28 protein-coding genes and 1 tRNA gene are annotated in these 24,098 nt (G+C 57.7%); 23 read left to right on the top strand and 6 right to left on the bottom strand.

The genetic code is table 11. The features are described 5' to 3' along the window. Positions 1-6: 6 nt before the first annotated feature. Positions 7-924 carry a putative 2-dehydropantoate 2-reductase gene (locus P3G59_RS22505; RefSeq protein WP_277759008.1) on the bottom strand — a complete coding sequence of 306 codons (918 nt, stop codon included), beginning with the start codon at positions 922-924 and terminating at the stop codon, positions 7-9. Positions 925-1,064: 140 nt separating this feature from the next. Here P3G59_RS22505 and P3G59_RS22500 point away from each other — a divergent pair, with 140 nt between their 5' ends. Together P3G59_RS22500 and P3G59_RS22495 are read left to right on the top strand one after the other, a co-directional pair. Continuing rightward, on the top strand, positions 1,065-1,550 hold the full coding sequence (locus P3G59_RS22500; RefSeq protein ID WP_008080210.1) for a YajQ family cyclic di-GMP-binding protein: 486 nt from the start codon (positions 1,065-1,067) through the stop codon (positions 1,548-1,550). Between the two features lie 139 nt (positions 1,551-1,689). Beyond that, positions 1,690-2,532, top strand: coding sequence for a mechanosensitive ion channel family protein (locus tag P3G59_RS22495; RefSeq protein ID WP_277759007.1), 843 nt, complete (start codon positions 1,690-1,692; stop codon positions 2,530-2,532). A 118-nt stretch (positions 2,533-2,650) separates the two neighbouring features. Here P3G59_RS22495 and P3G59_RS22490 read toward each other — a convergent pair whose 3' ends face one another. Beyond that, positions 2,651-4,009, bottom strand: coding sequence for an OprD family porin (locus tag P3G59_RS22490; RefSeq protein ID WP_095048216.1), 1,359 nt, complete (start codon positions 4,007-4,009; stop codon positions 2,651-2,653). Between the two features lie 884 nt (positions 4,010-4,893). On the opposite strand from P3G59_RS22490, the gene P3G59_RS22485 reads away from it, so the two are divergent. Beyond that, positions 4,894-5,319, top strand: a complete 426-nt coding sequence (locus tag P3G59_RS22485) for an HIT domain-containing protein (protein ID WP_277759006.1) — start codon at positions 4,894-4,896, stop codon at positions 5,317-5,319. Between the two features lie 3 nt (positions 5,320-5,322). Continuing rightward, positions 5,323-5,529, top strand: coding sequence for a SlyX family protein (locus tag P3G59_RS22480; protein WP_038366649.1), 207 nt, complete (start codon positions 5,323-5,325; stop codon positions 5,527-5,529). A 70-nt stretch (positions 5,530-5,599) separates the two neighbouring features. On the opposite strand, the gene P3G59_RS22475 is transcribed toward P3G59_RS22480, so the two are convergent. Beyond that, the gene (locus tag P3G59_RS22475; protein WP_007912746.1) at positions 5,600-6,202 is read right to left on the bottom strand and encodes a cold-shock protein; all 603 of its coding nucleotides are present in this window, start codon (positions 6,200-6,202) and stop codon (positions 5,600-5,602) included. Between the two features lie 312 nt (positions 6,203-6,514). On the opposite strand from P3G59_RS22475, the gene P3G59_RS22470 reads away from it, so the two are divergent. The 19 genes from P3G59_RS22470 (at position 6,515) to nadA (ending at position 21,567) form a co-directional block, all read left to right on the top strand. Beyond that, entirely contained in the window at positions 6,515-6,985 is a 471-nt protein-coding gene (locus tag P3G59_RS22470) for a Dps family protein (RefSeq protein WP_007912745.1), read from the top strand. A 185-nt stretch (positions 6,986-7,170) separates the two neighbouring features. Further along, positions 7,171-7,509, top strand: a complete 339-nt coding sequence (locus tag P3G59_RS22465) for a ribbon-helix-helix domain-containing protein (protein ID WP_277759005.1) — start codon at positions 7,171-7,173, stop codon at positions 7,507-7,509. Positions 7,510-7,641: 132 nt separating this feature from the next. Next, the gene (locus P3G59_RS22460) at positions 7,642-7,863 is read left to right on the top strand and encodes a zinc ribbon domain-containing protein (RefSeq protein ID WP_007912741.1); all 222 of its coding nucleotides are present in this window, start codon (positions 7,642-7,644) and stop codon (positions 7,861-7,863) included. A gap of 99 nt (positions 7,864-7,962) precedes the next feature. Then, complete coding sequence (gene aspS, locus P3G59_RS22455; RefSeq protein WP_277759004.1) at positions 7,963-9,738, top strand: aspartate--tRNA ligase; 1,776 nt, start codon at positions 7,963-7,965, stop codon at positions 9,736-9,738. Positions 9,739-9,866: 128 nt separating this feature from the next. Further along, positions 9,867-10,613: a YebC/PmpR family DNA-binding transcriptional regulator gene (locus P3G59_RS22450; protein WP_007912738.1), complete on the top strand. Its 747-nt coding sequence runs from the start codon at positions 9,867-9,869 to the stop codon at positions 10,611-10,613. A 156-nt stretch (positions 10,614-10,769) separates the two neighbouring features. Further along, a complete protein-coding gene (gene ruvC / locus P3G59_RS22445) occupies positions 10,770-11,297 on the top strand; it encodes a crossover junction endodeoxyribonuclease RuvC (RefSeq protein WP_007962095.1) in 528 nt (175 codons plus the stop codon). Positions 11,298-11,412: 115 nt separating this feature from the next. Next, positions 11,413-12,021, top strand: coding sequence for a Holliday junction branch migration protein RuvA (ruvA, locus tag P3G59_RS22440; RefSeq protein ID WP_003227522.1), 609 nt, complete (start codon positions 11,413-11,415; stop codon positions 12,019-12,021). Further along, positions 12,022-13,083, top strand: coding sequence for a Holliday junction branch migration DNA helicase RuvB (gene ruvB, locus P3G59_RS22435; RefSeq protein WP_007912736.1), 1,062 nt, complete (start codon positions 12,022-12,024; stop codon positions 13,081-13,083). Between the two features lie 127 nt (positions 13,084-13,210). Continuing rightward, complete coding sequence (gene ybgC / locus P3G59_RS22430) at positions 13,211-13,678, top strand: tol-pal system-associated acyl-CoA thioesterase (protein WP_007912735.1); 468 nt, start codon at positions 13,211-13,213, stop codon at positions 13,676-13,678. After that, positions 13,668-14,363, top strand: a complete 696-nt coding sequence (gene tolQ, locus P3G59_RS22425; RefSeq protein ID WP_007912733.1) for a protein TolQ — start codon at positions 13,668-13,670, stop codon at positions 14,361-14,363. The genes ybgC and tolQ overlap by 11 nt, the downstream gene beginning before the upstream one ends. A 23-nt stretch (positions 14,364-14,386) precedes the next feature. After that, on the top strand, positions 14,387-14,839 hold the full coding sequence (gene tolR, locus P3G59_RS22420) for a protein TolR (RefSeq protein WP_161806672.1): 453 nt from the start codon (positions 14,387-14,389) through the stop codon (positions 14,837-14,839). Continuing rightward, the gene (gene tolA / locus P3G59_RS22415; protein ID WP_141126314.1) at positions 14,839-15,903 is read left to right on the top strand and encodes a cell envelope integrity protein TolA; all 1,065 of its coding nucleotides are present in this window, start codon (positions 14,839-14,841) and stop codon (positions 15,901-15,903) included. The genes tolR and tolA overlap by 1 nt, the downstream gene beginning before the upstream one ends. 17 nt (positions 15,904-15,920) lie before the next feature. Then, positions 15,921-17,201 (top strand): Tol-Pal system beta propeller repeat protein TolB, encoded by a 1,281-nt coding sequence (gene tolB, locus P3G59_RS22410; protein ID WP_016983828.1) that lies wholly within the window; start codon positions 15,921-15,923, stop codon positions 17,199-17,201. Positions 17,202-17,253: 52 nt separating this feature from the next. Beyond that, complete coding sequence (gene pal, locus P3G59_RS22405; RefSeq protein ID WP_003178634.1) at positions 17,254-17,751, top strand: peptidoglycan-associated lipoprotein Pal; 498 nt, start codon at positions 17,254-17,256, stop codon at positions 17,749-17,751. Positions 17,752-17,757: 6 nt separating this feature from the next. Beyond that, the gene (gene ybgF, locus P3G59_RS22400) at positions 17,758-18,591 is read left to right on the top strand and encodes a tol-pal system protein YbgF (RefSeq protein ID WP_016983829.1); all 834 of its coding nucleotides are present in this window, start codon (positions 17,758-17,760) and stop codon (positions 18,589-18,591) included. Between the two features lie 166 nt (positions 18,592-18,757). After that, on the top strand, positions 18,758-19,405 hold the full coding sequence (gene queE, locus P3G59_RS22395) for a 7-carboxy-7-deazaguanine synthase QueE (protein ID WP_007912722.1): 648 nt from the start codon (positions 18,758-18,760) through the stop codon (positions 19,403-19,405). Between the two features lies 1 nt (position 19,406). Then, positions 19,407-20,099, top strand: coding sequence for a 7-cyano-7-deazaguanine synthase QueC (gene queC / locus P3G59_RS22390; RefSeq protein WP_277759003.1), 693 nt, complete (start codon positions 19,407-19,409; stop codon positions 20,097-20,099). 62 nt (positions 20,100-20,161) lie between these two features. Continuing rightward, positions 20,162-20,237: transfer RNA gene (locus P3G59_RS22385), tRNA-Lys, on the top strand. A gap of 271 nt (positions 20,238-20,508) precedes the next feature. Beyond that, positions 20,509-21,567 carry a quinolinate synthase NadA gene (gene nadA / locus P3G59_RS22380; protein WP_003227499.1) on the top strand — a complete coding sequence of 353 codons (1,059 nt, stop codon included), beginning with the start codon at positions 20,509-20,511 and terminating at the stop codon, positions 21,565-21,567. An 83-nt stretch (positions 21,568-21,650) separates the two neighbouring features. Here nadA and P3G59_RS22375 read toward each other — a convergent pair whose 3' ends face one another. From P3G59_RS22375 to gcvT, 3 genes are all read right to left on the bottom strand, one after another. After that, complete coding sequence (locus P3G59_RS22375; RefSeq protein ID WP_277759002.1) at positions 21,651-22,139, bottom strand: RDD family protein; 489 nt, start codon at positions 22,137-22,139, stop codon at positions 21,651-21,653. A gap of 97 nt (positions 22,140-22,236) precedes the next feature. Further along, the gene (locus tag P3G59_RS22370) at positions 22,237-22,449 is read right to left on the bottom strand and encodes a cold shock domain-containing protein (protein WP_003175786.1); all 213 of its coding nucleotides are present in this window, start codon (positions 22,447-22,449) and stop codon (positions 22,237-22,239) included. 404 nt (positions 22,450-22,853) lie between these two features. Next, positions 22,854-23,978: a glycine cleavage system aminomethyltransferase GcvT gene (gene gcvT / locus P3G59_RS22365; protein WP_277759001.1), complete on the bottom strand. Its 1,125-nt coding sequence runs from the start codon at positions 23,976-23,978 to the stop codon at positions 22,854-22,856. Positions 23,979-24,098 lie beyond the last annotated feature (120 nt).

Here is a 24,098-nt window from a genome sequence, read left to right as displayed (position 1 = left end):
CGCTGCTCAGTCGCTGGGCAATCCGCGGCTGTGCAGATGAGTGACCAGGCGCTGCTGCAATTGATTGAGGTGCGGCAGGTTCAACTGGTGGCGCGCGGCGACTTTGCAGGCATAGCCCAATAAATAGCTGATCTCGGTGCGGCGTTGATTGGCGACGTCCTGATACATCGACGAGTAGTTGGCGGCGGTCGCGTGGATCACCCGTTCGACTTCCTGTTGCAGATTGTCGGCGGCGGCCGGCTGGCCGCAACGCTCCAGCAGCTCGGCCAGTTCGCCGCACAGCGTGGCGACTTCGCAGTGATGTTCCTGCAATCCGCCGTTGCGGCAGTTATGCACTACCGTCAACGGATTGATCGCACAGTTGAGCGCCAGTTTGCGCCACAGCCGCGTGAGGATATCGGTGCTCCATTCATGGGGGATTTTCGCGGCATCCAGATCGTCCAGCCAGATCGGCGCGACGGGATGGCCAGCGTCGCCGAGCCAGGTGAAGCCGTGGCCGGCAAACACCACACGCCAGTCGCCATCGCGAAACGCACCCTCAGTACTGGAGGCGCTGATGCAGCGCACCTGTGGCACTCGCGTGGCCACGGCGTCCTGACTGCCGAGGCCATTTTGCAACAGGATCACCTCGGCGTCGGCGCTCAGGCGCGGGGCGAGGCGTGCGACGGCGCTTTCGGCGTCGTAGGCCTTGCACGCGACCAGTAAACGGCGAATCGGCTCGGGGCTGTCCGGTGTCTCGCCCGGCACCGCATAGGTGCTGGCCTGCCCTTGTTCGACCAGGGTCAATCCGCCCGCCGCCTCATAGCTGCGCAAGCGCTCGGTGTCACGCACGATCAGTCTGACCGGCAAACCGCCCCGGGCCAGACGTGTGGCCCAAAGCGTGCCGAGGCTGCCGGCGCCCAATACATGCCAGGGAGTGGACATCAGTTTTTTGCTCGATTGCGTACAGGCATGTGCGGCTCGCCGTATCGGTGGGAAAAGACCCGTTATAATGAGCCCGATTTTAACCGCAAGCCAAGCGCGCTCCATCCACATCGAGCGCGCCTTTTTATTGGAGAGATTACATGCCGTCGTTCGACGTGGTATCCGAACTGGACAAACACGAACTCACCAACGCGGTCGAGAACGCCGTGAAGGAACTCGATCGTCGTTATGACCTGAAAGGCAAAGGCAGCTTCGAGTTCAAGGAAAAGGACCTGACCGTCAGCCTGACTGCCGAAGCCGGGTTCCAGCTGGAAGCGATGATCGAAATCCTCAAGCTGGCGCTGGTCAAGCGCAAGATCGACGTGCAGTGCCTTGAAGTCAAAGATGCGTACGCTTCGGGCAAGCTGATGAAGCAGGACGCCATCCTCAAGGAAGGCATCGACAAGGAGCTGGCGAAGAAGATCGTCGGCCACATCAAAGACGCCAAACTCAAAGTGCAGGCCGCCATTCAGGGCGAGCAAGTGCGTGTGACCGGCAAGAAGCGTGATGACTTGCAAGAGGCCATCGCTGCCCTGCGGGCCAAAGAGTTCGGCATGCCACTGCAGTTCAACAACTTCCGCGACTAAGCTTTCCGGTCGGGGAACCTCTCGGCGTTTTCAGCGTCCGAGGCCCAAGCAACGGCAGAAACGATTGAGCCCCAGTGGGTTCGGTCTTTCTGCCGCTGATTTTTTACAGCCCGGGAAGCCGGAAATCAGGAGATAGAACATGGATTTGAATGCTGAGGTGGACAACCTGGTCAAGGCATCCCAGGCGTGGATCCCGATGATCATGGAATACGGCAGCCGCGTGCTGCTGGCAGTGATTACCCTGGCCATCGGCTGGTGGCTGATCAACAAGGTCACGCAAAAACTCGGTGGTCTGCTGGCCCTGCGTAACGCCGATCTGGCGCTGCAAGGTTTTATCAGCAGCCTGGCGAACATCATTCTCAAAGTGCTGCTGATCGTCAGCGTCGCTTCGATGATCGGTGTCGAAACCACTTCGTTCGTTGCCGCGATCGGTGCTGCCGGTCTGGCCATCGGTCTGGCCTTGCAGGGCAGCCTGGCGAACTTCGCCGGTGGCGTGCTGATTCTGCTGTTCCGTCCGTTCCGGATCGGCGACTGGATCGAAGCGCAAGGTGTGTCGGGTACGGTCGACAGCATTCAGATTTTCCACACCGTGCTGCGTACCGGCGACAACAAAACCATCATCGTGCCAAACGGCAACCTGTCGAACGGCATCATTACCAACACCAACCGTCAGCCGACTCGCAAGGTTGTGTTTGATGTCGGCGTGGATTACGAGGCCGATCTGCAAAAGGCCCGTCAGGTGTTGCTGGATTTGGCCAAGGATGAACGCGTGCTGCAGGACCCGGCGCCACAGGCCGTGATTTCGACCTTGGGCGACAGTTCGATCACTGTTTCGCTGCGTGTGTGGGTTAAAACTGCAGATTACTGGGACGTGATGTTCATGTTTAACGAACAGTCGCGTGATCGTTTAAAGACTGCCGGCATTGATATTCCTTTTCCGCAACGCGTGATTCGTGTGGTGCAGGATTCGGTAACACAATGATAGGTTGCTAATTAATTGCCTGACTTGTCGGTCAGGCAACTATTGCAAGTGACAGGCAATAAAAAAGGCCCATCGCAAGATGGGCCTTTTTTTATGCTTCCAAACTAACCACTGACGATTACAAGATGTTCAGTGGGTATTCGGTGATCAGGCGGAACTCTTTGACATCTCCTTCGCCTTCGTCAGCGTTAGCAGTGTGCCACGCTTGGCGAATGCGGAAAGACAGGTCTTTTGCCGGACCGCTTTGAACAACGTACTTGGCTTCAAAGTTGGTTTCGTGATGTTTGCCGTCTTCGCCGTAAGCGCCGGTATAAGAGCTGACGGTCGGAGTGTTGGTGCCGTCGATGTTCCAGCCATTGACGTAACGGACCATGAAGCTCAGGCCAGGAACGCCGTATTCGGCCATTTTCAGGTCGTAACGGGCTTGAACGGATTTCTCGCCAGGACCGTTGAAGTCAGAGTACTGGATGGAGTTGGCGAGGAAGATCGAGTCACCGCCGCGGTTCGAAGGACCGTGGCCGCCGACACCGATGTAGTCAAACGGAGTATCGCCGTTGACCTTCTGGAAGGCGAGGGTGAAGGTGTGAGCTTTCAGGAACGAGAACGCAGCAGCCAGGGAGAACGCAGTGTTGCTGATCTCGCCTGCTTCAGCACGACCGGTGTCGGTGGTGCGGTAGATGTTACCGTCCAGGTTCAACGACTGATCGCCACCCATCGGGATGGTGTAGTTCAGGTTGGCGTAGTACTGGTTCCAGATGTCTTCCAGCTTGGCGCCATACAGCGAAGCGGAAAGATTGTCAGTGATACCGTACTTACCGCCGAAGTAGTCGATGGAGTCAGCCTTGACGCCGGCGTAAGTGGCCCACAACTCGCCATCACGGGCGTTTTTGTCCTGGCTGGTGGCCGAGTAGAAGTGACCGGCTTCGAGGTCAAGGTCTTTGACTTCGCTGCTTTGCAGCTGGAAGCCACTGGCCGTTTGCGGAAGGATGCGGGAACCGCCAACAGCGAACACTGGTGCAGTGCTTGGCTGCATATCGCCGACTTTCAACTCGGTTTTGGATACGCGGAACTTGATGGCTGCGCCGGCTTTACCTTGACTGTCATTGACGTCGCGGGCGTAACCGTTGGCTTTGATGGTATCGCTACGGCTCATGTTGCCCGAACCGGAAGTACCGTCACCGCCATCGAGTTTCAAGGCCAGGTAACCGAATGCATCAATACCAACACCAACGGTACCTTGGGTGTACCCGGAGGTGAAGTTGCCCAGGAAACCCTGAGTCCAGTCTTTCTGGTCGTGACCGCCGTTCTTGTTGTCGCGGTTGAAGTAGTAGTTCTTCAACGTCTCGGTGAGTTTCGCGTCTTCAACAAAACCTTTGGCTTCAGACTGGTCACTTACAAACGGTGCGGCCGTAGCCACTTGAGTACTGGCGGCTGCAGCAACTGCCAGTGCGATCATGCTCCACTTCATCACGCGCATCGTGATTTGCTCCTTTGGTTTTAGAAGAGTACTGCCGTCCCACCTGTTTTATTATCTGGGCGGCTCTTTCTTTTTGTGTCGGCGCAAACTTATATCACGCCGACAATGTTGGCGATACTTGCTAATCCAACCTTTCAGCATCTTTACGACGGTGTCGCAAATGGCGTGGTGGATGTCGCAAATTCACAGTACCGACGCAGCCGGACTGACAACTTTCTCGCTGTTTCTGGGCCTTTTTGCATCGGTAAAAAAGAGTCCCTGGCAAAACACTTGAATCTCCATCGGGCAACCCTGCCACTGTTCTTATGGGGCTTAAGGCATCCACTTCCAGTGGTGCGCTTATAGTCCATATGGGTACGAATGCAACAAGCGTGCACAAACCGCAATTTCGTTGCGGTTATTTTTCTGAACACCCGCCTGAGCTTGTGAAAACCTCGTGAAAGCTGGGCTTCAAGCCTGATTTTTTCAATGCTTGACGCCATTTCTCCTATGGTGTTGCCACGTCGAAAAGCGCGCGTGACAACCAAAAACGTTACCGGTTCACCCCGTCAGTGAGTATTTGGCGGATGCCCGACGCAGTGAGCGTAGACGCACTGTGCGGTTTTGGTGCAAAAAAATTTACAGCTGTTCTGAATTCATACAGCTTGCGCGGGCGATGATGCTGAACGTCTCCGCTGTTTTCGGTCATTTTGTCGGGTTGATTGTCGATGCTGGTGCGTTGTGCTCGCAAATGTCACATGTCGGGGCGTTCGCAGGGCGGTGGGGTACACCGTCGTCGTGAAGGCGGGCGCATTCGCAGGTATGCTGCCGTCCTGTCGCTTGGTACGCTGTCTCTAGGGATCGCCGCTAAGCTGAATAATGAAGATCAGCCGGGAGTGCGCGCAGTGTTTGCTTTAGATTCACGACTTCAACAGGACACGCTGACCATCGGTGATTTCCCTCTCTGCCGACTGCTGCTGTCCAATGACGCCAACTACCCTTGGTTCATCCTGGTGCCGCGTCGCGACGATATCAGCGAGTTGTTTCAGTTGGATGTCGCCGATCAACAGCAGCTGTGGCAGGAAACCACCGCGCTGGCAGAGCTGCTCAAGGATCTGTTTGACGCCGACAAGCTCAACGTTGCAACACTGGGTAACGTCGTCAGCCAGATGCACATGCATGTGATTGTGCGCAAACGTGATGACGCAGCCTGGCCCGCGCCGGTCTGGGGCAAGCACCCGGCCAGGCCTTACAGTGCCGAGCAGGTCGCCGCCATTCGCGAACGGTTGCGACTGGTCCTGACCGAGCATTTCACCTTTGTGGAGGGCTGAGTCATGAGTCTGGAAGAACGCGTTACCGATCTGGAAAGCCGCTTGGCGTTCCAGGATGACACCATTCAGGCGCTGAACGATGTTCTGGTGGCCCAGCAGCGCGTGGTCGAGCGCCTGCAATTGCAGATGGCGGCGCTGCTCAAGCGTCAGGAAGAGATGGTCGGCCAGTTCGAGTCCTTCGAGGATGAGGCGCCACCGCCGCACTACTGAGGCGGCACTTTTCATCAGGCGTAAAAAAACCGCGAACAGCACGCTGCTCGCGGTTTTTTTATGCCTTGGATCAGCGTCGCGGCAGAGCGGCGATCACGTCCTCGGCCTGCAGGCCTTTGTCGCGGTTCATCACCGAGAACTCCACGCGCTGGCCTTCGACCAGGACGCGGTGGCCTTCGCCACGGATCGCGCGAAAGTGCACGAAAATATCATCGCCGGAATCCCGGGAGATAAAGCCGAAGCCTTTGGAGGTGTTGAACCACTTGACGGTACCGGTATCACGATTGGTCATGTCATAGCTGGTTGGAGCGGCAGCCGGTGAAGAACGATAGAAGCTGACGGCCAGGTGCAGGACCACGGCAACCAGCGCGATCACCAGGGTGAACAGTACGGCTGGCTGGCCGGCGATGACCGGCATCGGGGCGATCAGGGTCAAGGTTTGCAGGACAACGGTCAGTACCAGAAGAGCGCTGACCAGGTTTTGCAGATGCTGACGAGGGCCTTTGTTCCAGAAAGGAATCACTGGGGCAATCACCAGGTTCAGCAGGCCGAAAAAGGCCAGGTAAAGTGCATCGGGTTGTTGCAGGTAAGGAACGGCTTCGGATTTCAAGCTGGGTATGAACGACAGCAGCAAGGCCGCTGCGCCCATTAGCAGGTGGACGATTTTCAACATTTTGATTGGCTCACGTTTATGACGGCTCACAAGGAAGAGCTGAAGGCGCACGGTTCGCTTCGGAACAAAATAAGAGGCGGTGGACACGTTCACGGCATCAGCCTATGCGCAACGCCCCGAAAAATGGGGCATGGCGACACACTGTCTATTTAACAGCAAAGCCTGCAGCTACTCAAATCAGCCCGGCCAGCGGCATCGCCTCGGTCGATTTGTCGCAGCGTGTGCACCTGATCGGGGCTGCGGGGTGTCGACAGCCTTGCTAGAGTGGGTCTGCACCTGTTGGATGAATTCAATCGCCGTTAGGGGGTAAACATGGCAATCGATATCGGTATCAGTGAAGAAGACCGCAAGTCCATCGTCGAAGGCTTATCGCGTCTGCTGTCGGACACCTACGTGCTGTATCTGAAAACCCACAACTTCCACTGGAACGTCACCGGTCCGATGTTTCGGACGCTGCACTTGATGTTCGAAGAGCAATACAACGAGCTCGCGCTGGCCGTTGATTTGATTGCCGAGCGTATTCGCGCCTTGGGCTTTCCGGCGCCAGGCGCCTACGCCACCTACGCACGCCTTTCTTCGATCAAGGAAGAAGTGGGGGTGCCGAGCGCCGAAGACATGATCAAACAACTGGTCGACGGCCAGGAAGCCGTGACCCGCACGGCGCGTGGCATCTTCCCGTTGCTCGACAAGGTCAGCGATGAGCCGACCGCAGACCTGTTGACCCAGCGCATGCAGGTTCACGAGAAAACCGCGTGGATGCTGCGCGCCTTGCTGGAAGCGTAAAAATCCGGGGGCGCGGGCCAGCAGCACAAGGCTCGCGCGTTGTCCGCATTCCTACCTGTGCCGTTGGCTTATCCTACGTTGTCGGTCAATAAGTCGTCTGGCTATAACTTTGTGTCTGCGCTTTTATGAAAGCCACAGGATGTGACTTTTCAAACAAGCAAAGATGGCAAAGGAGTGTCACCGATATGGTAGAGGGAGACAGGCGAGGCGACAGGATTGTCGGCTTGCCACATGAATTGAAAGTCGATCCGTTCGTCAACGAATTCGACATGGCATTGGTTCAGCCATCGTCACGATCCGTGCGTCTGAACGGTTATGCGACCTGCCTGCGGCTGGAACGCGTCTACTGGAACATCCTCGGCAATATGGCTGCCGATAACGGCTGTTCGATCAGTTCGCTGTTGTCCCACGTCGACCGTGAAGTGCATCTGCGCCATGGCGGGGTGAGAAATTTCAGCGCGCTGGTGCGGGTGGTGTGCGTCATGAGCGGCGTCAAGCAAGCTACACCTGCCGAATCGCTCTGAAACGGCGTTTGCAAACGAGGTCGCGGCCTGTGCAGTCTTACGGCTGCACAGGCCGCATTTAATCGATATAATCCCGCTCTTTCGCCGCAAAGCCCTGCGCGCGGTGGCAATCTGATCGCCGAGACACCCCCCATGCCGATGTACGATTATCAATGTGCTTCCTGTGGTCATCAGTTGGAAGCCATTCAAAAGATCAGCGAGGCACCGCTGGTCGACTGCCCTGCCTGTCAGGCGCCAGAGCTCAAGAAGCAACTGTCGATGCCAGGCTTTCGCCTCAGTGGCGGCGGTTGGTACGAAACCGATTTCAAGACCGGCGCCAAGAAGAACCTGGCCGGTGGCGACAAATCTGACTAGGGTTCAACCCCGGGTTGAACGACACGCGTGAGTTTCCGGACCGCTTCAGTGCGGCGGAATCTCCACCGAATATCGAATGACGAGAAGCGAACCATTATCATGATGCGCAGCCACTATTGCGGCCAACTGAACGAAAGCCTGGAAGGCCAGGAAATTACCCTTTGCGGATGGGTTCACCGTCGTCGCGACCACGGCGGGGTGATTTTCCTCGATATCCGTGATCGTGATGGTCTGGCCCAAGTGGTATTCGATCCGGATCGCGCCGAAAGCTTCGCCGCTGCCGATCGCGTGCGCAGCGAATACGTCGTGAAAATCACCGGTAAGGTGCGTCTGCGTCCGGCCGGTGCGACCAACGCCAACATGGCGTCGGGCATGATTGAAGTACTGGGCTACGAACTGGAAGTGCTGAACGAGTCGGAAACCCCGCCGTTCCCGCTGAACGAGTTCTCCGACGTTGGCGAAGAAACCCGCCTGCGCTATCGCTTCCTTGACCTGCGTCGCCCGGAAATGGCCGAGAAGTTGCGTCTGCGTTCGCGCATGACCACCAGCATCCGTCGCTTCCTCGACGAGAACGGCTTCCTCGACGTCGAAACGCCGATCCTGACCCGTGCCACCCCTGAAGGTGCGCGTGACTACCTGGTGCCAAGCCGTACTCACGCCGGTTCGTTCTTCGCCCTGCCGCAATCGCCGCAGCTGTTCAAGCAACTGCTGATGGTGGCCGGTTTCGACCGTTACTACCAGATCGCCAAGTGCTTCCGCGACGAAGACCTGCGTGCCGACCGTCAGCCGGAATTCACCCAGATCGACATCGAGACCAGCTTCCTCGATGAAAAAGAGATCATGGGCCTGACCGAAGAAATGATCCGCAACCTGTTCAAGGAAGTGCTGGGTCTGGAATTCGGCGACTTCCCGCACATGACTTTCGAAGAAGCCATGCGCCGCTACGGTTCCGACAAGCCAGACCTGCGTAACCCGCTGGAACTGGTCGACGTTGCCGATCAACTCAAGGAAGTCGATTTCAAAGTGTTCAGCGGCCCGGCCAACGATCCGAAATGCCGTATCGCTGCGCTGCGCGTTCCAGGCGGGGCGAGCATGCCACGCAAGCAGATCGACGATTACACCAAGTTCGTCGGCATCTACGGTGCCAAGGGCCTGGCGTACATCAAGGTCAACGAGCGTGCTGCCGGTGTTGACGGTCTGCAATCGCCGATCGTGAAGAACATCCCGCTGGAAAACCTCAACGCCATCCTCGATCGCGTTGGCGCAGTCGATGGCGACATCGTGTTCTTCGGCGCCGACAAGGCCAAGATCGTCAGCGAAGCCCTGGGCGCGCTGCGTATCAAACTCGGTCACGACCTGAAGCTGCTGACCTGCGAGTGGGCGCCAATGTGGGTCGTCGACTTCCCGATGTTCGAAGAGAGCGACGATGGCAGCTTCTCGGCGCTGCACCACCCGTTCACCGCACCGAAGTGCTCTCCTGAAGAGCTGGAAGCCAATCCGGCCGGCGCGCTGTCCCGTGCGTACGACATGGTCCTGAACGGCACCGAGCTGGGTGGCGGTTCGATCCGTATCCACCGCAAGGAAATGCAGCAAGCGGTGTTCCGTCTGCTGGGTATCAATGAAGCGGAACAGGAAGAGAAGTTCGGCTTCCTGCTCGACGCCCTTAAGTACGGCGCACCGCCACACGGTGGTCTGGCCTTCGGTCTGGACCGCCTGGTGATGCTGATGACCGGCGCCCAGTCGATCCGTGAAGTGATCGCTTTCCCGAAAACCCAGAGCGCTGCGGACGTCATGACGCAAGCCCCGGGTGTGGTAGATGCCAAGGCACTGCGCGAGCTGCACATTCGTTTGCGCGAAACGCCAAAGGCTGAGTAAGACGGGCCTGAAGGCGCATCTTCGGATGCGCCTTTTTTCTTTCTATAGAGAGCAGGTCGAGATTTTTTGTGTGCTGGCCGCTGCATGAGCAGGGCGGGCAACGTTTCAAAGAGAATTCGGAGCGAGTTATGGCAGGTCATTCCAAGTGGGCGAACATCAAGCACCGCAAAGAACGTCAGGATGCCAAGAGAGGCAAGATCTTCACCAAGTGGATTCGCGAACTGACCGTTGCGGCCCGTCAGGGCGGCGGTGATCCCGGCTCCAACCCGCGTCTGCGTCTGGCGCTGGACAAGGCGCTGAGCGCCAACATGAGCCGCGACATCATCGACCGCGCCGTCGCGCGTGGCGCCGGTGCCACCGAAGCGGACAACGTTGAAGAGCTGACCTACGAAGGTTACGGCCCGGGTGGTGTCGCGGTGATGGTCGAGTGCATGACCGACAATCGCAACCGCACGGCGGCAGCCGTTCGTCATGCGTTCAGCAAGTGTGGCGGGAACCTCGGCACCGATGGTTCGGTGGCGTACCTGTTCGAACGCAAGGGCCAGATCAGCTTCGCGCCGGGCGTCGATGAAGATGCACTGACCGAAGCGGCGCTGGAAGCCGACGCCGACGACGTGGTCAGCCATGAAGATGGTTCGATTGACGTGTTTACCTCGTTCACCAGTTTCTACGCGGTGCGTAACGCGCTGGAAGCTGCCGGTTTCAAAGGCGATGACGCGGAAATCGTCATGCAGCCGACCACCAGCGCCGAACTGGATCTGGAAGGTGCGGAGAAGGTGCTCAAGCTGATCGACATGCTTGAGGATCTGGATGACGTGCAGAACGTTTACTCCAACGCGGACATTCCAGAAGACGTGGCCGCCCAGCTCGGTTGATGCAAATAGAAAGGTCGCAGTTTTTGCTGGCTCTACACTTCACCTGTAGGGGCTGTCGAAGGCTGCGATCTTTGTGTTTTTAAAAGAGCAAAAGATCGCAGCCTTCGGCAGCTCCTCCCTGTACCCTCAGCTTTCGCACCAATTTCTGCAGGCGTTATGACTTTAATTCTTGGTATCGACCCCGGTTCGCGCATTACCGGTTACGGAATTGTTCGTGATACCGGGCGGGGTGGCTGCATCTACGTGGCTTCAGGCTGTATTCGCACGGGTGCTGGCGAGCTACACGAGCGTCTGCAAATCGTTTATCGCGGCGTGCGCGAAATCATTCAGACTTACGGCCCGGTGACCATGGGTATCGAAAAAGTCTTCATGGCGAAAAATGCCGACTCGGCGCTCAAGCTCGGGCAGGCGCGCGGCGCGGCGATTGTCGCCGGCGCTGAAGAATGCCTGGAGATTGCCGAGTACACCGCCACTCAGGTCAAACAGGCCGTGGTGGGTACCGGCGCCGCCAATAAAGAACAAGTGCAGATGATGGTCATGCACATGCTCAAGCTCACCAGCAAACCGCAAATCGATGCCTCGGATGCCCTCGCTATCGCCATTTGTCACGCACACACACGCTCCAGTCTGTTGCCGCACGGCTTGGGAACGGCACGCAGTCGTGGCGGGCGCCTGCGTCTCTGATAGCATCAGCATCAATTTTCTTGAAAGCGGATTTCCTGTGCCTGAGTCGTCGGCGCGAAATTCGCCTTTCGACAGTCGCCAGCCCACGGCTGGCCAACGCTCAAGGATCTGAAACGTGATTGGACGCTTGCGCGGCACCCTGGCTGAGAAACAGCCGCCGCACCTGATTCTCGATGTAAACGGCCTCGGGTATGAGCTGGAAGTGCCCATGACCACCCTTTATCGTCTGCCGTCGGTCGGTGAACCGCTGACCCTGCACACCCATTTGGTCGTACGCGAAGACGCGCAGTTACTCTATGGTTTTGCCGGCAAGCGGGAGCGAGACTTTTTTCGCGAGTTGATCCGTCTTAATGGTGTCGGGCCTAAATTGGCCTTGGCGTTGATGTCGAGCCTGGAAGTCGACGAGCTGATCCGCTGTGTGCAGTCGCAAGACACCTCGGCGCTGACCAAGGTGCCGGGAGTCGGCAAGAAAACCGCAGAGCGCTTGCTGGTTGAGTTGAAAGACCGCTTCAAGGCTTGGGAAACTTCGCCGGCGATGTTTGCGCTGGTGCCGAATCAGCCTGATGGCCCGGCGCCGGTCAACACCGCCGAGAACGATGCGGTCAGCGCACTGATCTCCCTGGGTTACAAACCACAGGAAGCGAGCAAGGCGATTACCGCCATCAAGGATAAGAATTTGAGCAGTGAAGACCTGATCCGCCGTGCCCTGAAGGGAATGATTTAAGTGATTGAAGCTGATCGTCTGATCACCGCCGCGCACAGCCCGCGTGAGCGCGAAGAAGTCCAGGACCGGGCCATTCGCCCGGTCAGTCTGGCCGACTATATCGGCCAGCCGACCGTGCGCGAGCAGATGGAGCTGTTCATCCAGGCCGCCCGTGGCCGAAGCGAATCCCTCGATCACACGCTGATCTTCGGCCCGCCGGGTCTGGGCAAGACCACGCTGGCCAACATCATCGCCCAGGAAATGGGCGTGTCGATCAAGAGCACGTCCGGCCCGGTGCTGGAGCGTCCGGGTGATCTGGCCGCGTTGCTGACCAATCTTGAACCGCACGATGTGCTATTCATCGACGAAATCCATCGTCTGTCGCCGATCGTTGAAGAAGTGCTGTACCCGGCGATGGAAGATTTCCAGCTCGACATCATGATTGGCGAAGGGCCGGCAGCGCGCTCGATCAAGCTTGATCTGCCACCGTTCACGCTGGTTGGCGCCACCACTCGCGCCGGCATGCTGACCAACCCGTTGCGTGACCGCTTCGGTATCGTCCAGCGTCTTGAGTTCTACAGCACGGCTGACCTGGCGACGATTGTCAGCCGTTCGGCGGCGATTCTCGGTCTGCCACTGGATCCGGAAGGTTCGTTCGAGATCGCGCGTCGCGCCCGTGGTACGCCGCGGATCGCCAATCGTCTGCTGCGCCGGGTGCGCGATTTCGCCGAGGTCCGTGCCAAAGGCCATATCACCAAAGCGGTGGCGGACCTGGCGTTGAACCTGCTGGATGTCGACGAACACGGTTTTGATCATCAGGACCGACGTCTGCTGCTGACCATGATCGAGAAGTTCGATGGTGGTCCGGTCGGCATCGACAGTCTCGCCGCGGCGATCAGCGAAGAGCGCCACACGATTGAGGATGTGCTGGAGCCGTACCTGATCCAGCAGGGTTACATCATGCGCACGCCACGGGGCAGGGTGGTGACGCGGCATGCGTATCTGCACTTCGGTTTAAACATTCCGTCACGAATGGGCGAAATGCCCGTGGCAGACGAGTTTCTTGATGCTGTGGACGACTAATACACATTTGTTGTCGATTTATTCAGGGTTTGTACGGTCAGAGGACAGTACTTTTGCCGTAATGCCCTGAAACCATGAAAAACAGTTGCCTGGCCGGATTGGCAACCTGAGGAGTAAGCACTAGAGTATGCGCGCGCAAAACGGGCTTGAGCCGTTCGCACATCGTTGTCGCGTTTATTACGAGGACACCGATGCGGGCGGCATCGTGTATTACGTTAATTACCTCAAGTTTATGGAACGGGCTCGAACCGAGCGGCTTCGCGAGCTGGGCTTTGCCCAATCGCAGCTGGCAGGGGAGGACCTGTTGTTTGTCGTGCACTCCAGCGAAGCGCGCTATCACGCGCCGGCGCGACTGGACGACGAACTGCTGGTAAGCGCTGATGTAATCGAATTGAACCGGGTCAGCCTGCGTTTCAAGCAGCAGGTCAGGCGGGCAACGGATAATGTGCTGCTCTGTGAGGGGCAGTTTTTGGTGGCCTGTGTGCGCACTAACAGTTTGAAACCCCGGGCCCTTCCCGAAGACTTGCGTGCGGCCTTCGCCGACGCGGTCGGCCCGGGTACACACTCAAAGCAGGAGATAAAGCGTGGAAGCTAACGTCGTCGACCATTCCTCCATGTGGAGCCTGGTCAGCAATGCCAGCATCGTGGTGCAGTTGGTAATGTTGACCCTGGTGGCCGCATCGGTGACCTCATGGATCATGATCTTTCAGCGCAGCAATCTGCTGCGCGCCGGTCGACGCGCCCTGGAGAGCTTCGAAGAGCGCTTCTGGTCGGGTATCGACCTGTCCAAGCTGTACCGTCAGGCGGGCAGCAACCCGGATCCGGATTCGGGCGTGGAGCAGATCTTCCGTGCCGGCTTCAAGGAATTCTCCCGTCTGCGTCAGCAGCCAGGCGTCGACCCTGAAGCGGTGATGGAAGGCGTGGCCCGTGCCATGCGCGTCGCCATTTCCCGCGAAGAAGAGAAGCTGGAGCAGAGCCTGCCGTTCCTCGCCACCGTGGGTTCGGTCAGCCCGTACATCGGTCTGTTCGGTACCGTGTGGGGCATCATGAACTCCTTCCGCGGTCTGGCCAGCGCCCAGCAAGCGACACTGGCCACTGTGGCCCCGGGTATCGCCGAAGCCCTGATCGCCACCGCGATTGGTCTGTTCGCGGCAATCCCGGCAGTTATCGCTTACAACCGTTTCTCTGCCCGCAGCGAAACCTTGCTGAGCCGCTACTACACCTTCGCCGATGAATTCCAGGCGATCCTGCACCGCAAAGTGCACACCAGCGAAGAATAAGCAGGTAATTTCCAATGGCTTTAATCGCTCGAGCTCGCAAAAAGCGCAAGCCGGTCGCCGAGATGAACGTGGTGCCTTACATCGACGTGATGTTGGTACTGCTGGTCATCTTCATGGTGACCGCGCCGATGCTCAATCAGGGCGTGAAAGTTGATCTGCCCAAGGTTTCCAGCGAAGCCTTGCCGCAGGACAACAACACGCAGGTCCTGACCATTTCGATCAAGGCTGACAAGACCTACTACTGGAACCTTGGCAGCGAAGTCGACACCGAGAAGCAACAGGACAGGGCCATGACCCTGCCGCAAATGACCGACGCGGTGACCAAGATCATTCGTGCCGGCACCGAAGGCGGCAAGCGTACCCAGGTTTTCATCCGCGGTGACAAGACCGTCGACTATGGTTCCGTCATGGGCGCCATGGGCGGGTTGCAGAAAGCCGGGGTCGGTAATGTTGGTTTGATTACCGAGGCCCCCTGATGCAGCAACAGCGAGAGCCGTCCGCCTCGGAAAGCTACTTCTGGCCTAGTGTTCTGGCAATTGTCCTGCACGTGCTGGTGTTCGGCATGCTGTTCGTCAGTTTTGCCTTCACACCAGAGCTGCCGCCGGCCAAACCGATTGTCCAGGCGACCCTGTACCAACTGAAATCGAAAAGTCAGGCAACCACCCAGACCAATCAGAAGATTGCGGGTGAGGCGAAGAAATCCGCCGCGCGCCAGACTGAAGTCGAGCAGATGGAACAGAAGAAGGTCGAGCAGGAAGCGGTGAAGGCTGCGGAACAAAAGAAAGAAGAAGCGGCTCAAAAGGCCGAGGAAGCCAAGAAGGCCGATGAGGCGAAAAAAGCGGATGAAGCTAAAAAGGCGGATGACGCCAAGAAAGCTGACGACGCGAAGAAAGCCGAAGCCAAGAAGGCCGAAGAGAAACAATTGGCTGATATAGCCAAGAAGAAGGCTGAAGAAGAGGCTAAGGAAGAGGCCAAGAAAGAAGCCGCTGAAGAAGCCAAGAAGAAGATCGTCGAAGACGCGAAGAAGAAAGCCGCCGAAGACGCCAAGAAGAAAGCTGAAGCTGAAGAGGCGAAGAAGAAAATCGCCGATGAAGCGAAGAAGAAAGCTGCTGCCGATGCTGCGAAGAAGAAAGCGCAGGATGCAGCACGTAAATCGACCGAAGACAAAAAGGCTCAGGCCTTGGCCGATTTGCTTTCCGATACGCCGCAGCGTCAGCAGGCCTTGGCCGATGAGCAGGGCGACGAAGTCGCGGGCAGTTTCGATGACCTGATTCGTGCACGAGCTGCAGAAGGCTGGGCGCGTCCACCTTCGGCACGCAAAGGCATGACGGTTGTGTTGCAGATCGGCATGTTGCCGGACGGTACGGTAACTTCGGTCAGCGTGGCCAAGTCCAGTGGCGACGGTCCGTTCGATGCTTCGGCAGTGGCAGCGGTCAAAAATATTGGACGTTTGACAGAAATGCAGGGAATGAAGCCGAGCGATTTCGCTCCGTATCGTTCATTCAAGATGACATTCACACCTGAGGATCTAGCCTTGTGAGAAACCTTCTTCGAGGAATGCTGGTCGTGATCTGCTGCATGGCAGGGATCGCGATGGCAGATGAAAAGAACATTCTGGTCACCAGCGGCAGCGATCGGGCAACTCCGATCGCCGTTGTACCGTTCGGCATGCAGGGCGGTGCCGTGTTGCCGGACGACATGGCTGAAATCATTGGTAACGATTTGCGCAACTCGGGCTACTACTCGCCGATTCCAAAGCAAAACATGATCAGCCAGCCAAGCCAGCCGAGCGAAATCATCTTCCGTGACTGGAAGGCGGTGGGTGCTCAATACATGATGGTCGGCAGCATTGCGCCAGCGGGCGGTCGCCTGCAGGTGCAGTGGGCACTGTTCAACGTGGCCACCGAGCAAAAAGTGGCAGACGGCAGTGTTTCCGGTACCACCGAGCAATTGCGCGACATGGCGCACTTCATCTCCGACCAGTCGTTCCAGAAACTGACCGGTATTGAAGGTGCGTTCTCGACGCGTCTGCTGTACGTGACGGCTGAGCGCTTCTCCGAGAAGAACACCCGTTACACCCTGCAGCGTTCGGACTACGACGGTGCTCGCGCCGTGACACTGTTGCAATCGCGTGAGCCGATTCTGTCGCCGCGCTTCGCACCGGATGGCAAACGCATCGCCTACGTGTCGTTCGAGCAGAAGCGTCCGCGCATCTTCATGCAGAACATCGACACCGGTCGCCGTGAGCAGATCACCAACTTCGAAGGCCTGAACGGTGCGCCAGCCTGGTCGCCGAATGGTGATCGCCTGGCGTTCGTACTGTCCAAAGACGGTAACCCGGACATCTACGTGATGAACCTGGCCTCGCGTCAGATCACCCGCGTAACCGCAGGTCCTGGTATCAACACCGAACCGTACTGGGGCAAGGATGGTTCCACCATCTACTTCACCTCGGACCGCGGCGGCAAGCCTCAGATCTATAAAACCAGCGCCAGTGGCGGTGGTGCCGAGCGTGTGACGTTTGTGGGTAACTACAACGCCAACCCTAAACTTTCGGCTGATGAAAAGACTTTGGTGATGATCCATCGTCAGGATGGCTTCACCAATTTCAAGGTGGCAGCTCAGGATCTGCAGCGAGGTAGTGTAAAGATCCTCACTGATAGCACTCTGGACGAGTCACCTACTGTTGCGCCCAACGGCACCATGGTAATCTACGCCACCCGCCAACAGGGCCGGGGAGTCTTGATGCTCGTGTCCATTAATGGACGCGTTAGGCTCCCGCTTCCTACCGCTCAAGGCGAAGTCAGAGAACCGTCCTGGTCCCCTTACCTGAAGTGAGCGGGCGCTACACGTTTTACTTAACACACTGGGGTTCATTAGGAGTTTCACGATGGAAATGCTGAAGTTTGGTAAATTTGCTGCGCTGGCTCTGGCCATGGCTGTAGCTGTAGGTTGCTCGTCCAAAGGCGGCGACAACGCCGGTGAAGGCGCTGTTGATCCAAACGCTGGTTACGGCGCAAACACCGGTGCCGTTGACGGTTCCCTGAGCGAAGAAGCTGCTCTGCGCGCAATCACCACCTTCTACTTCGAATACGACAGCTCGGACCTGAAGCCAGAAGCCATGCGCGCTCTGGACGTTCACGCCAAAGACCTGAAAGCAAACGGCGCTCGCGTTGTTCTGGAAGGCAACACCGACGAACGTGGTACTCGTGAGTACAACATGGCACTGGGCGAGCGTCGTGCGAAAGCCGTTCAACGCTACCTGGTACTGCAAGGTGTTTCCCCAGCTCAGCTGGAACTGGTTTCCTACGGCGAAGAGCGTCCAGTTGCTACCGGCAACGACGAGCAGTCCTGGGCTCAAAACCGTCGCGTCGAACTGCGTAAGTAATTCGATATGCGAACGTGCCGTCGTGCTGTAACTGTTCTGGCTCTCAGCCTTGCGCCGCTTGCGGCGTGGGCTGCGGTTCCTGTGGTCGATGACAACTCCGGTTATAACAATAGCGGGAGCAGTTATCCGCCTGCAGGTTACGGTACGAACGGCGCCTATGCCGGGGGAGCGGCTTCGGCCCCTGCCTCGGCACAAGGCATGCTGTTCAACCAACTGCAACAAATGCAGGATCAGATATCGCGCCAGCAAGGTGTGATTGAAGAACTGCAGAATCAGGTTGCGCGCATGAAGCAAGAATCCCTGGAGCGATACCAGGATCTTGATCGGCGCATAGGATCCGGTGCTGCACCTGCCGCGACTCCTGAGAATTCTTCTGCCGGTGGCGATGCAAGTGCTGCTGCCGGTGCTGCCGCTGGCGCCGGGGCTGCTGCCCAGGCACCTGCTGCAAGCAGTGAACCGGGTGATCCGGCCAAGGAAAAGCTGTATTACGATGCCGCTTTTGACCTGATCAAAGCCAAGGATTTCGACAAGGCCAGCCAGGCTTTTGCCGCTTTCCTGCGCAAATACCCGAACAGCCAATACGCGGGCAACGCCCAGTACTGGTTGGGTGAAGTGAATCTGGCCAAAGGCGATCTGCAAGGTGCAGGTCAGGCTTTCGCCAAGGTTTCGCAACTGTATCCAAAGCACGCCAAAGTGCCGGATTCGCTGTACAAGCTGGCTGATGTAGAGCGCCGCCTGGGTCATACCGACAAGGTCAAAGGCATTCTGCAGCAGGTCGTGGCCCAATATCCGGGTACCTCGGCTGCTCAGTTGGCTCAACGCGATCTGCAACGCATGTAAGCAAGCTTGACCCGTTTGGAAGAAACCCGCGCTTGTCGCGGGTTTTTTCGTTAGAATTCACGCCCTTTTTCTGAAACACGCTTCTTGTGGTCCGCGCGTTGGCGCGATTGCCTGAAGTGCCTGACGGAGGCGGACAGCCTGTTTAGCTGTTACGCCCGTGGCGACTATGCAAGACACATTGAGAATCACCGAAGTTTTCTACTCGTTGCAGGGGGAAACGCGGACTGCCGGGCTGCCCACGGTTTTTGTGCGCCTGACCGGTTGCCCATTGCGTTGCCAATACTGCGACAGCGCCTATGCCTTCAGTGGCGGTACCGTGCGCACCCTCGACGACATCCTCGAGCAAGTGGCCGGATTCCGTCCGCGCTACGTCTGTGTCACCGGCGGTGAGCCGCTGGCACAGCCTAATGCCATTCCTTTGCTCAAACAGTTGTGTGATGCCGGTTACGAGGTCTCGCTGGAAACCAGCGGCGCCCTCGACGTCTCGGCTGTCGATCCGCGCGTCAGTCGCGTTGTCGACCTGAAGACGCCGGATTCGAAAGAAGCCCATCGCAACCGTTACGAGAACATCGAACTGCTGACGCCTAACGATCAGGTGAAGTTTGTCATCTGCTCGCGCGACGACTATGACTGGGCCGTCTCCAAACTGATTCAGTACGGTCTCGATCGGCGTGCCGGCGAAGTGCTGTTTTCCCCAAGTCACCATGATCTCAATGCTCGGGATCTGGCGGACTGGGTGGTGGCGGACAACCTGCCGGTGCGGTTGCAATTGCAGTTGCATAAATATCTATGGAATGACGAGCCGGGGCGCTGATATGACCGAACAACTGAACACCACCGAAAAACGTGCGGTCATTCTGCTGTCCGGTGGTCTGGACTCGGCCACCGTCGTGGCCATGGCTCGCGCCGAAGGCTACCGCTGCTACACCATGAGCTTCGACTACGGCCAGCGCTCCCATGCCGAATTGCACGCCGCTGCCCGCGTCGCCCGCGACCTGGGTGTGATCGAACACAAGGTGATTGGCCTGAATTTGAATGGTATGGGCGGCTCGGCATTGACCGACAGCAGCATCGACATTCCAGAAGAGCTGGGCGAAGGCATTCCGGTGACATACGTGCCAGCGCGTAACACGGTGTTCTTGTCGCTGGCGTTGGGCTGGGCAGAAGTGCTCGGCGCGCGCGACATCTTTATCGGCGTGAACGCAGTGGACTATTCCGGCTACCCGGATTGCCGTCCGGAGTTCATCGAGTCGTTTGAGCGCATGGCCAATCTGGCGACCAAGGCGGGCGTCGAAGGCAATGGCTTCCGCATTCAGGCGCCACTGCAAAACCTCAGCAAGGCGCAAATCGTTCAGGCTGGCGTGAAGCTCGGTGTTGATTATGGCCTCACCGTGTCCTGCTATCAGGCTGACGATGAAGGCCGTGCGTGCGGTAAATGCGACAGCTGCCGCCTGCGCGCAGAAGGCTTCGCGGCAGCTGGTGTAGACGATCCAACACCTTATTTTTGATTATTTTCAAAAAGGTGTTGAATAGTCCTTAAAAATCAGTATTATACGCGCCACCACACAGCGGGTCGTTAGCTCAGTTGGTAGAGCAGTTGGCTTTTAACCAATTGGTCGTAGGTTCGAATCCCACACGACCCACCATATTTGGCGGTTTAGAAAATCCGGAAGGCCCACGAAAGTGAGGATTTCCGGGTTTTTTTTTGCCCGCAATTCGGCCATGCGCTGTCTCAGTGCGAACAGCGCTGACGCAGGTCAGAATCATCTTTTGTATCAACGGGATATTCTGTAGCCTTGCGCAGCTTCAATGCTGTCCGTGCCTGATAATACTCACTCTCCCGGCGGTACCCTCAAGCGGTCCGGAGCCGGGTGTATACTCGACTTTCGCGCGAAAGCGCCTGCAGGTCTTGCGAACATGACGCAGATTTCCGAACGCCTTCTGGTTCAAGCCCACCTCGATGCCAAACAGCCCAAACCGCTGACGGCCGAGGAAGAGGCTTATTACCGTTCTGCCATCGCCGCCGAGCTCAAGGCTCAGGACGCGGTGTTGGTGGCCCACTTTTATTGCGATCCGGTGATTCAGGCTCTGGCCGAAGAAACCGGTGGCTGCGTTTCTGACTCCCTGGAAATGGCCCGCTTCGGCAACGCCCATCCGGCCAAGACCGTGGTGGTCGCCGGCGTAAAGTTCATGGGCGAGACCGCGAAGATTCTCAACCCGGAAAAACGCGTGCTGATGCCGACGCTGGACGCGACCTGCTCGCTCGACCTGGGTTGCCCGGTCGATGAGTTCTCGGCGTTCTGTGATCAGCACCCGGAGCGCACGGTGGTGGTCTACGCCAACACCTCCGCAGCGGTAAAGGCTCGTGCTGACTGGGTAGTAACGTCGAGTTGCGCGCTGGAAATCGTCGAAAGCCTGATGGACAACGGCGAGACCATCATCTGGGGGCCGGACAAGCATCTGGGTACGTACATTCAGCGCAAAACCGGCGCCGATATGCTGCTCTGGGACGGTGCCTGCATCGTCCACGAGGAGTTCAAGTCCAAGCAGCTCGAAGACATGAAGGCGCTGTACCCGGACGCCGCGATTCTGGTGCACCCGGAGTCGCCGACTTCGGTGATTGAGCTGGCAGACGCCGTGGGCTCGACCAGCCAGCTGATTGCCGCTGCACAGTCGTTGCCGAACAAGACGCTGATCGTCGCGACGGACCGTGGCATCTTCTACAAGATGCAGCAGCTGTGCCCGGACAAGGTCTTCATCGAGGCGCCAACCGCCGGTAACGGCGCAGCGTGCCGCAGTTGCGCGCATTGCCCGTGGATGGCCATGAACACCCTTGAGCGCACGCTCAAGAGCTTGAAGGAAGGGACGAACGAGATCTTTGTTGATCCGGCGTTGATTCCGCAGGCGATCCGTCCGTTGAAGCGCATGCTCGATTTCACCCAGGCAGCGCGGATGAAACTGGCCGGCAACGCCTAAAAGCAAAAGATCGCAGCCTTCGGCAGCTCCTACACTGATCTCTGTAGGAGCTGCCGAAGGCTGCGATCTTTTTTTATGGGTGCTTACTTTTGTCGTTTTGGGATCCGCACGACGCGGGTATCGGAATAGATGTCATGCCACGTGCGCTTCTGCTTGTCATACAGCGACCAGAAGAAGCCAAGCCCCACGCACAGCCACGACGCAATCGACACCATAAACCGCAACAGCGACTGCCACAGGCTGATCGCCGTGCCATTGGCGTTTTGCACCCGAATGCCCCACACCTGCATGCCCAGTGTCTGCCCGCCGTGGGTCCAGAACTTGGCGAAGAACCCAAACAGCACCAACAGTAGTACGGTGGAGTAGAGCGGATCACCGTCGAGCTTGCCGGCATCGGTCATCACGCGCAGGCGTTCTTCGCCGATGATTGCGGCCTGGATCAGCTTGTAAACGAAGCCAGTCACGATCAGCAGGGCAGTACACAGCAGAAAGTCATAGAACATCGCTGCCAGGCGACGACCTAGGCCAACGGGAGGAAAGTCCCCTTGGGGCGTGAGCAGGTTTTTCGACATGGCAGCCTCTGGACGCAGAATGAAGCGCCATTTTACGGATTCGCGCGCACAAAAAAGCCCCTGATATCAATATCAGGGGCTTTTTCGTAACAGAAAATCAGGCTTCTGCTTGTACTTCGTCAGCCTGCATGCCTTTCTGGCCCTGCACAGCAACGAAGGTCACTTTCTGGCCTTCTTTCAGGCTTTTGAAGCCGTTGCCCTGAATGGCGCGGAAATGTACGAACAGATCCGGACCGCTTTCTGGAGTGATAAAACCAAAACCTTTCTCGTCGTTAAACCACTTGACGGTACCGCTCTGACGTTGGGACATTTCTTATTTCCTTTGACGCAATAAATTGATGACAGTCTCTTTCTCATGAAAGAGTACTGGGGCTGGTTGCAGGAGAGTAAGAAGACGTCGAACGGGATGTAGCTAACTTGTAGGCTACTGCCCAGGTCACGATTCCAAGCTGACCCATGCAAACACAGTGGACAAACTCTACGCCAACTACAGGAGAAAAAACAAGCCCCGTGAAGTCCCCGGTTTTACTGAGGTTGAGCCAGTTAGTCGGTCCACTAGTGCGGGCTTAGACGAATGCCTTGTTCAATTGTTTTCGAACGTTATAAGCAAAGTTCATATTCGAATCGATTGTTAGAAAATGCACTTTTTTGTGGCGATTGCGTTACACATTAGTGCACGCATAACGCAATCGCGTTACTTATAGAAACAGTCAATCAACCACGATAGTAGCGTTGTGGAACAAATGGCATTTTGCTTACAAGCATTTGCACCTTTTTCCCACGAACGATAGCCCAGACCGGTGTGTCGAGCGTTACATAAGCGCTGTCCAGATAACCCATTGCCAACGGCCCACCCAAGGTCGGACCGAAACCGCCACTGCACACGCTGCCGATGATTTGGCCGGCTTCGTTGACGATTTCTGCGCCTTCACGCACTGGCGTGCGTTCTTGAGGCAGCAGGCCGACGCGCTTGCGTGCGACGCCATTTTGTTGCTGGGCGAAAATGTGTTCTGCACCCGGGAAACCGCCAGCGCGCGCGCCATCAGCGCGGCGAGGCTTGGACATTGCCCACAGCAGGCTGGCTTCGATCGGTGTGGTCTCGGTGTTCATGTCGTGGCCATACAGGCACAGGCCGGCTTCCAGACGCAGCGAGTCGCGGGCACCGAGGCCGATAGCCTGGACTTCCGGTTCGGCGAGCAGGGCGCGGGCGAGTTTTTCTGCGGCGGCGGCCGGCACCGAGATTTCGAAACCGTCTTCACCGGTGTAGCCCGAGCGGCTGACGAAGCAATCCACGCCCAGCAACGACACGCGGTTGAATTGCATGAAGGTCATCTTCGCTACTTCCGGCGCCAGACGCGCCAGCACGGTGACGGCTGCCGGACCTTGCAACGCCAGAAGGGCACGCTCTTCAAACAGCGCCGTAATGGTGCACTGATCGCCAATGTGTTTTTGCAGGTGAGCCAGGTCCTGATCCTTGCAGGCGGCGTTGACCACCAGGAACAGTTCATCGTTGCCGAGGTTGGCGACCATCAGGTCATCGAGGATGCCGCCGTTGTCGTTGGTAAACATCGCGTAGCGCTGCATGCCCACTGGCAGGTCGATGATGTCCACCGGCACCAGGGTTTCCAGGGCTTTGGCGGCGTTGGCGCCGGTCAGGCGAATCTGGCCCATGTGCGAGACGTCGAACAGCCCGGCCTGCTCACGGGTGTGCTGGTGTTCTTTCATCACGCCGAGCGGGTATTGCACCGGCATGTCGTAGCCAGCGAAAGGCACCATGCGGGCGCCGAGTTCGAGGTGCAGAGCGTGCAGCGGGGTTTTCGACAGTTGTTCGGTGGACATGCGTGGCTCCTTGAAAATTTGAGTTTGGGCTGAGGGGCAAGATTGAGATCAAGATCAAAAGCCCCTCACCCCAGCCCTCTCCCGGAGGGAGAGGGGGCTAAGTACGATCGTCTCCCTGAG

Origin of the sequence: Pseudomonas sp. A34-9 (assembly GCF_029543085.1) — a bacterium.
Lineage (GTDB): Bacteria > Pseudomonadota > Gammaproteobacteria > Pseudomonadales > Pseudomonadaceae > Aquipseudomonas.
The sequence above is the reverse complement of the archived record's forward strand: the minus strand, read 5'-3'. Positions and strand labels throughout refer to the sequence as shown.